13 protein-coding genes are annotated in these 11,875 nt (G+C 61.2%); 4 read left to right on the forward strand and 9 right to left on the reverse strand.

Annotation, left to right across the window (positions count from 1 at the left end):
- The first annotated feature begins 36 nt into the window (after positions 1-36).
- Together B9A97_RS21250 and B9A97_RS21255 are read left to right on the forward strand one after the other, a co-directional pair.
- Positions 37-819 (forward strand): AraC family transcriptional regulator, encoded by a 783-nt coding sequence (locus tag B9A97_RS21250; protein ID WP_244564304.1) that lies wholly within the window; start codon positions 37-39, stop codon positions 817-819.
- A gap of 101 nt (positions 820-920) precedes the next feature.
- Entirely contained in the window at positions 921-2,279 is a 1,359-nt protein-coding gene (locus B9A97_RS21255) for an esterase-like activity of phytase family protein (RefSeq protein WP_084367842.1), read from the forward strand.
- Between the two features lie 115 nt (positions 2,280-2,394).
- Here the strand turns inward: B9A97_RS21255 and B9A97_RS21260 are convergent, their stop codons facing one another.
- The 8 genes from B9A97_RS21260 to B9A97_RS21295 form a co-directional block, all read right to left on the reverse strand.
- Positions 2,395-2,640 carry a hypothetical protein gene (locus tag B9A97_RS21260; RefSeq protein ID WP_084367822.1) on the reverse strand — a complete coding sequence of 82 codons (246 nt, stop codon included), beginning with the start codon at positions 2,638-2,640 and terminating at the stop codon, positions 2,395-2,397.
- Between the two features lie 49 nt (positions 2,641-2,689).
- Positions 2,690-2,926 (reverse strand): hypothetical protein, encoded by a 237-nt coding sequence (locus B9A97_RS21265; RefSeq protein WP_084367823.1) that lies wholly within the window; start codon positions 2,924-2,926, stop codon positions 2,690-2,692.
- Between the two features lie 50 nt (positions 2,927-2,976).
- A complete protein-coding gene (locus tag B9A97_RS21270) occupies positions 2,977-3,213 on the reverse strand; it encodes a hypothetical protein (RefSeq protein WP_084367824.1) in 237 nt (78 codons plus the stop codon).
- Between the two features lie 56 nt (positions 3,214-3,269).
- Positions 3,270-3,506 (reverse strand): hypothetical protein, encoded by a 237-nt coding sequence (locus B9A97_RS21275; RefSeq protein WP_084367825.1) that lies wholly within the window; start codon positions 3,504-3,506, stop codon positions 3,270-3,272.
- Positions 3,507-3,851: 345 nt separating this feature from the next.
- On the reverse strand, positions 3,852-5,372 hold the full coding sequence (gene ppx / locus B9A97_RS21280; protein WP_084367826.1) for an exopolyphosphatase: 1,521 nt from the start codon (positions 5,370-5,372) through the stop codon (positions 3,852-3,854).
- A 10-nt stretch (positions 5,373-5,382) separates the two neighbouring features.
- The gene (locus B9A97_RS21285) at positions 5,383-7,575 is read right to left on the reverse strand and encodes an RNA degradosome polyphosphate kinase (protein ID WP_084367827.1); all 2,193 of its coding nucleotides are present in this window, start codon (positions 7,573-7,575) and stop codon (positions 5,383-5,385) included.
- A 125-nt stretch (positions 7,576-7,700) separates the two neighbouring features.
- The gene (gene hdaA, locus B9A97_RS21290) at positions 7,701-8,414 is read right to left on the reverse strand and encodes a DnaA regulatory inactivator HdaA (protein ID WP_084367828.1); all 714 of its coding nucleotides are present in this window, start codon (positions 8,412-8,414) and stop codon (positions 7,701-7,703) included.
- Positions 8,411-9,544: an AI-2E family transporter gene (locus B9A97_RS21295; RefSeq protein ID WP_084367829.1), complete on the reverse strand. Its 1,134-nt coding sequence runs from the start codon at positions 9,542-9,544 to the stop codon at positions 8,411-8,413. The genes hdaA and B9A97_RS21295 overlap by 4 nt, the downstream gene beginning before the upstream one ends.
- A 248-nt stretch (positions 9,545-9,792) precedes the next feature.
- On the opposite strand from B9A97_RS21295, the gene purM reads away from it, so the two are divergent.
- Positions 9,793-10,866, forward strand: coding sequence for a phosphoribosylformylglycinamidine cyclo-ligase (gene purM / locus B9A97_RS21300; protein WP_084367830.1), 1,074 nt, complete (start codon positions 9,793-9,795; stop codon positions 10,864-10,866).
- Entirely contained in the window at positions 10,863-11,519 is a 657-nt protein-coding gene (gene purN / locus B9A97_RS21305) for a phosphoribosylglycinamide formyltransferase (protein WP_084367831.1), read from the forward strand. The genes purM and purN overlap by 4 nt, the downstream gene beginning before the upstream one ends.
- A gap of 22 nt (positions 11,520-11,541) precedes the next feature.
- Here the strand turns inward: purN and B9A97_RS30030 are convergent.
- Positions 11,542-11,875 (reverse strand): hypothetical protein (locus tag B9A97_RS30030; protein WP_210189719.1); only part of this gene is annotated, 334 nt, incomplete at its 5' end.

Consider the following 11,875-nt stretch of genomic DNA (forward strand, 5'->3'; position numbering starts at 1 on the left):
CTTGAACGTTCGTGCAAGCCGGTGCGGGAGGATCGATTGCGGGTCGTCGCAGCACCCGAGGGCATCGAACAGATCGAGGCAGCATTTCGCGGCGAGGCCTTTGCGCCGCATCGCCATGACACCTATGCCATCGGGATCACGCTGCAGGGCGTGCAGACCTTCCGCTATCGCGGCGCGCAGCGCTTCAGCCTGCCCGGCAATGTCATCGTCCTGCATCCCGACGAATTGCACGACGGCGCGGCCGGCACAGAGACCGGCCTGCTCTATCGCATGATCTATGTACCGCCCGCGCTGATCGCCGCCGCGGGCGCTCAAGACGCGCTGCCTTTCGTCGCCGACCCTGTTGTGGCCGACAAGGGCTTTCGGGATGATCTCGGGTCGTGGCTGGCCGAATTCGATGCGGGTGGTGGCGAACTGGCCGCCGATGGCCTGGTCGCCATGCTCGGCGACAGGTTGGCCATGCATTCCAGGACCCGCGGCACTGCAACGGGTCAGGTGTCGAAGGCCGTCAGGATCTGCCGGGATTATCTGGCTGATAACTGTATGCGCGAGGTCGGGTCCGAGGAACTTGAGCGTGTCGCGGGCCTAGACCGCTATACGCTGGCGCGTCAGTTTCGACTGGCCTATGCGACCAGCCCTCATCGATATCAGGTGATGCGCCGGCTGGACCTGGCACGCCGGCTGATGCGGCAAGGAGAGCGGCTGGCGGAGGCGGCATTGGCGGCGGGCTTTGCCGACCAGAGCCATTTCACGCGGCATTTCAAGCGGACGTATGGCATGCCGCCCGGGCGCTGGCTGACCCTGACCTCGGCCCGCTGAGCCGCTGTTCCGTCACCAAAACTTCATCCATCCGCAATCGGCCCGACACCTGGCGCGACTATCGATGCCGCGTCCCATCCCCCTTGCAAATGGTGTCGTTCATGAAAAAAGCGCTTTTCACCTCTGTTTCCCTGTTGATCCTTTCTGCCGCCGGCGCCCATGCCGAAGAAAAGACGTTCGCCGCGAAGCTCGTTGGCCAGGCCATCCTGCCGGCCAATACGGTTGTTGCCGCGCCGGCAGACGCGCCCAGCTATCTGAAAACCTCGGGCAAGTTCACCACAGCGGACCGCAAGCGCACCGAAGCGCTTGGCACCGTGCCCGGAAAGGACGGCGCGCGCGTCACCGACGTGAAGCTGCCGCTCGACGGCCAGCCGGTGCAGGGCTTCTCCGGCATCAAGACAATGGCGGATGGCACCTTCTGGACGCTCTCCGACAACGGTTTCGGCGGCAAGGCCAACTCTTCCGATGCCATGCTCTTCCTGCACCAGATGAAGTTTGACTGGGCCGCCAACAAGGCTGAGGTGGTCAAGAACCTTTTCCTGTCTGATCCCAACAAGCTCGCGCCCTTCCCGATCGCCATGGAGGGCAGCGACAGCCGCTACCTCACCGGCGCGGATTTCGACATCGAATCGATCCAGCCGGTTGCCGATGGCTTCTGGATCGGCGAAGAATTCGGTCCCTATCTGCTGAAGTTCGACTTGGAAGGCCGCCTGACCGACGTGGTCGGCACCATGGTGGATGGCAAGCCGGTTCTCTCGCCCGACCACCCCACCCTTCAGGTCCAGGCCAATCCCGCCGCCAAGGCACCTGTCTTCAACCTGAAGCGCTCCGGTGGCTATGAAGGTCTTGCCATGTCGAAGGACGGCAGCAAGCTCTATGGTCTGCTGGAAGGTCCGCTTTTCCTGGAGGATGGATCGGTCGAAAAGGTCGATGGCCTGACAGCGCTGCGCGTCATCGAATTCGACGTGGCCTCCACGGCCTGGACCGGCCGCAGCTGGCTCTATCCGCTGTCGGAAGGCGGAGAAGCCATCGGCGATTTCAACATGATTGATGCGACCACGGCCCTGGTGATCGAGCGCGACAACGGCGCCGGCACCGCCGACAAGGCCTGCGCAGATCCCAAGCAGCCGAAACCGGATTGCTTCAACAATCCCTCCAAGCACAAGCGCATCTACAAGATCGAGATGAGCGACGCCAATGTCGGCAAGTCCGTCCGCAAGATCGGCTATATCGATCTGCTTGATATCAAGGATCCCGACAACAAGAAGCTCGCCGGCTCCAAGGACGGGGTCTATGACATGCCGTTCGTCACGATCGAGAATGTCGATGTGGTCGATGCCACGCATATCGTCGTCGGCAATGACAACAACCTGCCCTTCTCGGCGGGCCGCGCGGTCGACAAGGCCGACAACAACGAGTTCAGCCTGCTGGAAGTCGGCGAATTCCTCAGCGCCAAGTAACTGAGCGAAAACAAAAATGGCGCCCGGAATGAAAACCGGGCGCGCATTGGATAGGCAATCATAATGTTCGGGCGTTCCGGCACTTGGGCCGGCACGCCGTGGTCAACGCTCGATATTACGAAGCGCTGGAATTCTTGACCTGTTCGCGGTCGATCAGCTTCAGGCTGCGGTCGGCCTGGACCTTGTAGGTTTCCTTGTAGTCCTGGCCATTCGAGATGAACTCATGGCTCATGACGGAGCCGACAGGTGCCTTTTCGAGGCGGGCCGAAGAGTTAAGGCTGCCTTCGATCGGCTGGAGGGCGAAGGCCGAGGACGTGCCGGCCAGGATGGTCAGTGCTGCTGCTGCGATAAGCTTGTTCATGGTAGTTACTCCTGTTTGATTGTGCGTTCAGACGATGGGTCAGCGTGGCTTAGGATTCGCTGGAAACAGCGCGGTCCACCAGCTTCAGGCTGCGGTCGTTGTCGACGCGATAGGTTTCCTTGTATTCCTTGCCGTTCGAGATGAACTCGTGGCTCACGATCGAGCCAACCGGTGCCTTTTCCAGGCGAGCCGAGGCGTCAAGGCTGCCTTCGATCGGCTGGAGGGCGAAAGCCGAGGACGTGCCGGCCAGGATGGTCAGTGCTGCTGCTGCGATGAGCTTGTTCATGGTAGTTACTCCTGTTTGATTGTTCGTTCAGACAACGGGGTCAGCGTGGCTTAGGATTCGCTGGAAACAGCGCGGTCCACCAGCTTCAGGCTGCGGTCGTTGTCGACGCGGTAGGTTTCCTTGTATTCCTTGCCGTTCGAAATGAACTCGTGGCTGACGATCGAGCCAACCGGTGCCTTTTCCAGGCGAGCGGAGGCGTCAAGGCTGCCTTCGATCGGCTGGAGGGCGAAGGCCGAGGACGTGCCGGCGAGGATCGTGAAAGCTGCTGCTGCGATGAGCTTGTTCATGATAAGTCTCCTTTGACTTTATGGTGTTGTTGAATGTCGAGATGTGGATCGGTTGATCAGGACTGGCTTGACACTTCGCGGTCGACCAGCTTCAGGCTGCGGTCGGCTTCGACGCGGTAGGTCTCGCGGTAATCAGTGCCGTTCGAGGTGAACTCGTGGCTCATGACGGAGCCGACGGGGGCCTTTTCAAGACGGGCGTTGGAGGTCAGGCTGCCGTCGATCGGCTGGATAGCGAAGGCCGAAGACGTGCCGGCCATGACGGTCAGAACCGCTGCTGCAATTACCTTATTCATAGCTTCTTCTCCGAATTCTGTTGTTTTTCCGTCGGTTGCTTCCGACAGCCTGGAAATGGGGCTCAGCGAAAAAACAAACAATGCCGAATTCGGCGACCGCTTTGTCCACTAAAATTGAACAATCACAGAAGCGTGTTCACGTTAAAAAACGTCAGTGTTTTCAATGGCCGATCAAATTTCGCCATAATTCGGAAACGCCAAAATCCGCGCTTCAATGGATCTCACATGTTTTTGAAACGCTTGAAATTGGTGCTTTACGCGGGTCCGACACCGCCAAAACGACAAAAAAACCGCGCTCGTGAACCGGGCGCGGCTTGAAATATCGATGGGGTCTTGCGGAAATGTCTATTCGAACCGGAAGGCCAGGCGTTTGCCGGTCAGCTTGGCGAGTTGCTGGAGCCGGCCATCCAGCCTTTCGCCGGAAAAGGCCCTGTAGTCGTGCGGCACCACGAATTCGAGGTCCAGGTCAGGGCGGTCGGTGCGGGCGAAAGTCAGGTGATTGACGACACCGGGCATGGAGGCCGAGAAGAGGTAGACGACACGCAGCAGGCCGCCGACCAGCTTGGCCCGTTGCAGGAAGCGATCGGTGGCAATGGCGGCGAGCGGGCCGGTCTGGCCATCGTCATACAGTCCCTCGAACCTGTAATAATTGGTCAGCGCGATGAAGGCCCGGCCCGGATGGGTGATACCCACGACCGAGGAATGGGCTATCAGGTTCAGCGCCTGCAGTCCGCGATAATCGGGATGGGCGCGCCAGCTGATATCGGCCAGGAGACAGGCGGCCTGGCGATAGCGCCCCTCTTCCACTGTTTCCTCGATATCGAAATAGGGCATCATGCGCCCTGTCCATTCCGCCAGTTCGCGTGCATGTTCGGGTGAACGGGCCCTGAGGATGGCGAGTTCGTCTGCCGCCGTCAGCAGCGGATCGAGTTGCTTGTCCTCGTCCGACAGCAGGGAATAGAGATAGCCTTCGCGAACGCCTTGGGCGGAGAAGCAGATGCTGGCCGGCTTCATCGCCTCCAGCACTTCGCGCATGGCCACCGCGCCGAATGGCAGCAGCGTGCGGCGGCTCTTCGAAATCACGGCCCAGGCGGGATCGCGGGATTCGCTGTTTTCGACGATCTCATCCAAGAAACGGATCATCTCGTCATAGGCAACCTGGTAGCCCTGCATCATGTGCAGGGGATAGCCGCGTATTTCCATATGCAGCTTCGCGATATTACGCCAGGTGCCGCCCACGGCATAAAAGGTGCGCCCCGCGCCGGCTTCCAGCAGGCTTGCGCCCTTCACCTGCTTGCGGGCGAAACTGCGGGCCTTGACCAGCGAACCGCCCACGCTTTCCGACAGGCGCAGCCCGCCGAGCGGAAGCGTGATCCCGGTGCCGACGGTGGTGCCCTTGATATCGATAAGCTCCAGCGAGCCACCGCCGAGGTCGCCGGCAATGCCATCGGGATCGTGGAAGCCGCTGATAATGCCCAAGGCGGAATAATAGGCTTCTTCCTCGCCGCTCAGCACCTTGACCGGATGTTGCAGGATCCGCTCGGCCTCGCGAATGAAGTCAGGCCCGTTGCTAGCCTCGCGCGCGGCGGCAGTTGCCAGGACATAGATTTCCGTCGCATGGGCCTGCTTGGACAGGGCACCGAAACGCACGAGCGCCGCAAGCGCCCGCTCCACGCCCTGCTCGTCCATGCGGCCGGTCGTGGCGAGCCCCTTTCCGAGGCCACACAGGACCTTTTCGTTGAAAAGGACCGCTGGCGCGCGGGACAGGCCTTCGTAGATTACGAGACGGATCGAATTGGACCCGATGTCGATCACGGAAACAGGGGCTATACCAGGCAGGCGCCCCTGCGCTTCAGATCTTGTCATCAAAAACCAGTTAGCTCTTCCGGCCGGATATGATGCCGGCGATCAGTTTTGGCGCGCTCGACTTCAGACTTTCGCCACGGCCCGAGAGGCTTGGGTTGGTCATGAAGTAATGCTGCGCATTAAACGGCTCTTCTCCCGGGCGCACTTCCATCCGCCGGGAGGTTCCGTCGGCCAATATCTCGTAGCTCTGCTGATTGTCAATCAGGTTGCCCAGCATGATCTGTGTAAGAACCTGCTCATGAACCGTAGGGTTAATGAGCGGCACCAGCGTCTCGACGCGGCGGTCGAGATTACGCGGCATCATGTCGGCGGAACCGATATAGACAAGCGCCTTTTCCGATGGCAGGCCGTGACCATTGCCGAAGCAGAAGATGCGGCTATGCTCCAGGAAGCGGCCGACGATCGACTTGACGCGGATGTTCTCAGACAATCCCTTGACCTGCGGGCGCAGGCAGCAGATGCCGCGGACCACGAGGTCGACTTCCACGCCGGCATTGCTGGCGGCGTATAGCGCGTCGATGATCTCCGGGTCCACCAGCGAGTTCATCTTCATCCAGATCCCCGCCGGACGGCCGGCACGGGCGTGCTCGATCTCCTCATTGATATGCTTGAGGATACGCGGACGCAGCGTATAGGGCGAGACGGCGAGCTTCATGCCCTCTTCCGGCTCGCCATAGCCGGTGATGAAGTTGAAGATATTCGCCATGTCGTGGGCGATCTTCGGATTGCAGGTGAAGAAGGACAGGTCGGTATAGATCTTCGCGGTGATCGGATGGTAGTTGCCCGTGCCGAGATGGCAGTAGGTCCTGAGCTTGCCCTCCTCACGACGCACCACCATCGACATCTTCGCATGGGTCTTGAGCTCGATGAAACCGAACACGACCTGCACGCCAGCGCGCTCCAGGTCGCGCGCCCAGCGGATATTGGCTTCCTCGTCGAAGCGGGCCTTCAATTCCACGAGCGCGGTGACGGACTTGCCCGCTTCGGCGGCGTCAATGAGGGCGCGGACGATCGGGCTATCGTTCGAGGTGCGGTAGAGGGTCTGCTTGATGGCAAGCACGTCAGGATCGCGGGCCGCCTGCAGCAGGAACTGCACGACCACGTCAAAGCTCTCATAGGGGTGGTGGACGATCATGTCCTTTTCGCGAATGGCGGCAAGGCAATCGCCGGCATGTTCGCGCACACGCTCCGGGAAGCGCGCATTGTGGGGCTCGAAGCGCAGGTCGTCGCGCGGTGCCTTGGCGATCTCAGAGATGGTGTTGAGGGCCAGCAGGCCGGGCAGAACCGCAACGCGGTTTTCCGGGACGCCGAGTTCGTGAACCACGAATTGGCGCAGCGAAATCGGCATTTCCGAATCCGTCTCGATGCGGATCACCGAGCCGCGGCGGCGGCGCTTCAGCGCCGTCTCGAAGAAGCGCACCAGGTCTTCGGCCTCTTCCTCGACTTCAATATCGCTGTCGCGGATAATGCGGAAGGTGCCGAAGCCCGTCACTTCATAGCCCGGATAAAGCCGGTGAATGAACATGCCGACCACGTCTTCCAGCGTGATGTAGCGGATCGTGGTCTTGTCATCCGGCAGGCGGATGAAGCGGTCCAGCGTGGTGGGCAGGCGCAACAGTGCTGTCATCGGCTCACGGCCGCGCTTGCTCTCCAGCTGCAGGCCCATGGAAAAACCGAGATTGGGAATGAAGGGGAACGGGTGCGCCGGATCGATCGACAGCGGCGTCAGGACCGGGAAGAGCCCTTCTTCAAATTCGTTTTCGAGCCAGGTGCGGTCATCGGCCGACAGGGCGCCGGGGCGGACGATGAGAATGTCTTCCTTGGCGAGATATTGCTGCAGCACGGCAAGCGATGCCTGCTGCTCCATCTGCAGGTTATCGATTTCGTTTAGAATGTCTTCCAGCTGCTCGGCTGGCGTCTTGCCGTCGGGGCTCTTGATGGCGATGCTCTGGCGCACCTGGCCTTCGAGGCCGGCCACGCGCACCATGAAGAATTCATCGAGGTTGGCGGCGGAAATCGACAGGAAACGCACCCGCTCCAGCAGCGGATGGGCGGTGTTCAACGTCTCCTCCAGAACGCGCCGGTTGAACTGCAGCCAGGAAAATTCCCGGTTTATGAAGCGCGAGGGGCTGGACATCAGATCCTCCCGCGCGGCGTCCGCCTCCACTTCGCCCGGGTTCATCTCGTTGATTGCCTGATCCATTGCTCCGCCCTTCCAAAATAGCCATCGGCCAATATATCAAATTGACGACAATGCTGTGACACTACAGCCGGTCTCTCGAATTCGGATTCTCGGGACCTTCTGTCGCTTCGCCAGACATGCACAGATCAGTCCTCGACGGTTGCCTCGCTCAACTCGTCCAGCACTTCCGCCGCTAAGGCCCGGGTAATGCGCATGCGCCGCGACAGCGCCAGTTGATCCATTCTCTCCACAAGTATCATGGCCGCATCGAAGGACCGGTCCATTCGATCGACAATGTAGTCGACGATCCTGTCATCGATGTGAAGCTGGCGGTCGGCAAACAGTTTGACGATCAGTTGCGATAGCAGCGCCTCGTCCGGCGGGCCGATCTCGATGATCGTGGCAGCCTTCAACCTGGATCGCAGATCCGCCAGCGCCACGGGCCAGGACAGCGGCCAGAGCCGCGCAGTGATCAGGAGCGCCGTGCCGTTCTCGCGAACGCTGTTGATCGTGTGGAACAGAGCGGTGTCGTCAAAGCCGACGCGGTCAGCATCTTCGAACAGGACAGGCCCCGCTGCGGCGGCAGCGGCCGACCCCTCCCCCTCCAGCGGATGGATATCCTGCGCAGCGCTTGCCGCACGCCAGACGGAGGCCAGATGAGACTTGCCGGAGCCGGCCGGTCCCACCAGGATCACGACAGGTGACGGCCAGTTCGGCCAGGAATCGATCAGTCGGACGGCGGCGGCCATACGGCTGGAGACCAGCAGATCGTCGCGCCCTTGCGCCGCCGCATGGGTAAAGGCCAGCGGCAATTGCTCGCCGTTGCGGCGTCGGGCAGCAACCTTCTTGATTTCACTCATATCTTGTCAGACGCGTCGGTAAGGCTCGGCACCCGTTCCATGGGCAGCGCACCATAATACAAATCGCTGGCAAGATAACGCCGCAGCGCAAAGCGAACAAGCACGCCGATCGCCGCCGCAGCCGGTACGGCCACAAGCACGCCGACAAAGCCAAACATCGCGCCGAAGGCAAACAGCGCAAACATCAGCCAGACCGGATGCAGGCCCACACTCTGCCCCACCAGCTTCGGCTGGAGGATATTGCCCTCGATGAACTGACCGGAGAAAAAGAACACCACGACGATGATCAGTTGCACATAATCCGGCCAGAACTGCACGAGCGCCACACCGGCCGCCAGCAAAAGCCCGACGGTGGAGCCGATATAGGGGATGAAGCTGATCATGCCGGTGAAGAAGCCGATGAGCAGGCCGAAATTCAGGCCGATCAGCGACAAGCCCACCGCATAATAGATGCCGAGGATGATGCAGAGCGATCCCTGCCCGCGAACGAAGCCGGCAATGGTGCGGTCCATCTCGCCGGCAATCTCCCTGATGTCATGCACATGCCGCCGCGGAATCCAGTTATCGACCTTGGCGATCATGTGATCCCAGTCCAGCAGCAGGTAGAAGGCAACCACGGGTGTCACCACCAGCAGCGAGGCGATATCCACCAGCGCCTTGCCGGAATTCCAGATCTGCGCAAACAGCGTGCCGATGAAGCCGACGCCCTCCGACAGGTACTTTGAGAAATTCTCCTTGATCGTCGCTTCCTGGCCATTCAGCCATTGCGGCAGCCAGGCGGCATTGGAATTGGCAATGAAGGTCTGGAGTTGCGAAATATAGTCCGGAACATGGCTAAAGAAGTCATTGAGCTGCGTTGCCAAGATCGGGATGATGATGATCAGCGACAGCGCGAACACCAGGATGAAGGTCACGAGAATGAGGATCGTGGCCATCAGCCGGCTCAGGCCCAGGCGCTCCAGCCGGTCAGCGACGGGATCGAGGAAATAGGCGAGCGCCATGCCGGCGATGAAGGGCAGCAGCACGCTGCTGAACACCATCAGAAATCCGATGAAAATCACCAGGAAGCCGAACCAGAACAGGATGTGGCGCCGGAGGCTGGGTCCGTCGATGTGATAGGGCGTTGCCATGGCTGATCCTCGTGACGGCGTCTTGATAGGCTATTGCGGCGCAGCGCAACCGTGTCGTCTGCATAACACGAGATAGGACGGCGCGGAAACCTCGGTCAAGACCGGCCATCCCGTTCCGACACGTCTCCGCCGCCATCTCCATGGTCGAAAAGCCGTTCAAAACCCGCATCTACAGGCCGAATGACTTGCAACGATGGCCTCTTCATGCAATTGCCAGCCGCATATCGTGACATCGAGCGGAGGCGAGAATGAGCCAGTCTGATCGGAACGGCCTGACCTATAGCGATGCCGGCGTGGACATCGATGCCGGAAACCTGATGGTCGAGAAGATCAAGCCGGCGGTGCGGTCGACGCGGCGGCCCGGCGCCGACGGCGAGATCGGCGGTTTTGGCGGGCTGTTCGACCTGAAGGCCGCGGGCTTTACGGATCCGGTCCTGGTGGCCGCCAATGACGGCGTGGGCACCAAGCTCAAGATCGCCATCGACGCTGGCATTCACGACACCGTAGGCATCGATCTCGTCGCCATGTGCGTCAACGATCTCGTGGTGCAAGGCGCCGAGCCGCTGTTCTTCCTCGACTATTTCGCCACGGGCAAGCTTGATCCGGACCAGGGTGCGGCCATTGTCGGTGGCATCGCCGCCGGCTGCCGCGAAGCCGGTTGCGCCCTGATCGGCGGCGAGACGGCCGAAATGCCGGGCATGTATTCCCATGGCGACTACGATCTTGCCGGCTTTGCCGTCGGTGCGGCCGAACGCGGCCAGCTTCTGCCCTCAGGCGACATCGCCGAAGGCGACGTGATCCTCGGCCTTGCCTCGTCGGGCGTGCATTCCAACGGCTTTTCGCTGGTGCGCAAGATCGTTGAGCTTTCCGGCCTTACCTGGGATGCGCCAGCCCCCTTCGCCGATGGCCAGAGCCTGGGTGCAGCCCTGCTCACCCCCACCCGCATCTATGTCAAGCCGCTGCTGAAAACGATCCGCGAGACCAACGCGATCAAGGCGCTGGCCCATATCACCGGCGGCGGCTTCCCGGAAAACATTCCGCGCGTGCTGCCCAAGCATCTCGCCGCCGAGATCGACCTCGCCGCGATCGCTCCGCCGAAGGTCTTCTCATGGCTGTCAGCCACCGGTGGTGTGGCGGCGACGGAAATGCTGCGCACCTTCAACTGCGGCGTCGGCATGATCGTGGTCGTCGCGGCAGCGGATGCCGAGCGCGTGACGGCATCCCTCACCGAAGGCGGCGAGACCGTGTTTCCGCTGGGCCGCATGGTGGCCCGCGCAGACGGTGCCCATGGCACGATCTACAAGGGCCAAATCGCCCTATGACGGCCAAACGCCAGCGCGTCGTCGTCTTCATCTCCGGCAGCGGCTCCAACATGCTGGCGCTGCTCGCCGCGACCAGGGCCGCCGACTTCCCGGCGGAAATCGTCGGCGTGATCTCAGACAAGGCATCGGCCGGCGGGCTGGCCAAGGCCGCAGCTGAAGGTATCGCGACCTTCGCCTTCGAGCGCAAATCCTATGCCGACAAGGCTGCCCATGAGGCGGCGATCCTCGCAGCCCTCGCCGAGCTCTCGCCCGACATCATCTGCCTCGCCGGCTACATGCGGCTTCTGTCGGCAGATTTCATCCGCGCCTATGAAGGCCGGATCCTCAATATCCATCCCTCGCTGCTGCCGCTGTTTGCCGGCCTGCACACCCATCAGCGGGCCCTGGATTCCGGCATGAAGGTGGCCGGCTGTACCGTGCATTTCGTGACCGAAGGCATGGACGAAGGCCCGATCGCCGCCCAGGCGGCAGTGCCGGTTCTACCCGGCGATACGGCGGATACGCTGGCGGCCCGCGTCTTGAAGGTCGAACACCTGATCTATGCGCAAGTGCTGGAGCGGGTGGCACGCGGCGAGATCGTGATGGGCGCCGATGGGCGCGTGGTGACGTCTCACCATGCCGTATCCGTGGACGAGGCGATCATCAGCGTATAATGGCGACGAGGACGGTGCGCTCTCAATTTGGAGCATAGACCCTCTCTGCCCTGCCGGCGTTCGGCATTGCAATCGATTCACTGGATCGATTGCTCGGCTTTGCCGACCATGCCTCACCCCCCACAAGGGGGGAGAAACGCTGGGCGTACCCGCTCGCTTTTTCCAGCACTGTCAGCAGGCAGGCTGACAACCGCACGCTGTAGCCTAATGAAGGTCGAGCGTTGTCGGCAGGATCTTCTCCCCCCTTGTGGGACTGTTGCCAAATTCGGCTGATGTGATTCAGTTGGTTTGCAGCGATTTGAGGGGATTTGATGTCTGTTCGACGGGATGGCCAGTTCAGTTTTGTGGATGCGCTG

It is taken from the genome of Rhizobium sp. RU36D, from assembly GCF_900176345.1.
Lineage (GTDB): Bacteria > Pseudomonadota > Alphaproteobacteria > Rhizobiales > Rhizobiaceae > Allorhizobium.

Excerpts from the sequence above, each read along its gene's own strand:
- B9A97_RS21275 (WP_084367825.1), bottom strand. The coding sequence starts at position 3,506 with ATGAATAAGGTAATTGCAGCAGCGGTTCTGACCGTCATGGCCGGCACG.
- B9A97_RS21295 (WP_084367829.1), bottom strand. The coding sequence starts at position 9,544 with ATGGCAACGCCCTATCACATCGACGGACCCAGCCTCCGGCGCCACATC.
- ppx (WP_084367826.1), bottom strand. The coding sequence starts at position 5,372 with ATGACAAGATCTGAAGCGCAGGGGCGCCTGCCTGGTATAGCCCCTGTT.
- B9A97_RS21265 (WP_084367823.1), bottom strand. The coding sequence starts at position 2,926 with ATGAACAAGCTCATCGCAGCAGCAGCACTGACCATCCTGGCCGGCACG.
- B9A97_RS21255 (WP_084367842.1), top strand. The coding sequence starts at position 921 with ATGAAAAAAGCGCTTTTCACCTCTGTTTCCCTGTTGATCCTTTCTGCC.
- B9A97_RS21260 (WP_084367822.1), bottom strand. The coding sequence starts at position 2,640 with ATGAACAAGCTTATCGCAGCAGCAGCACTGACCATCCTGGCCGGCACG.
- hdaA (WP_084367828.1), bottom strand. The coding sequence starts at position 8,414 with ATGAGTGAAATCAAGAAGGTTGCTGCCCGACGCCGCAACGGCGAGCAA.
- purM (WP_084367830.1), top strand. The coding sequence starts at position 9,793 with ATGAGCCAGTCTGATCGGAACGGCCTGACCTATAGCGATGCCGGCGTG.
- B9A97_RS21270 (WP_084367824.1), bottom strand. The coding sequence starts at position 3,213 with ATGAACAAGCTCATCGCAGCAGCAGCTTTCACGATCCTCGCCGGCACG.
- B9A97_RS21285 (WP_084367827.1), bottom strand. The coding sequence starts at position 7,575 with ATGGATCAGGCAATCAACGAGATGAACCCGGGCGAAGTGGAGGCGGAC.
- purN (WP_084367831.1), top strand. The coding sequence starts at position 10,863 with ATGACGGCCAAACGCCAGCGCGTCGTCGTCTTCATCTCCGGCAGCGGC.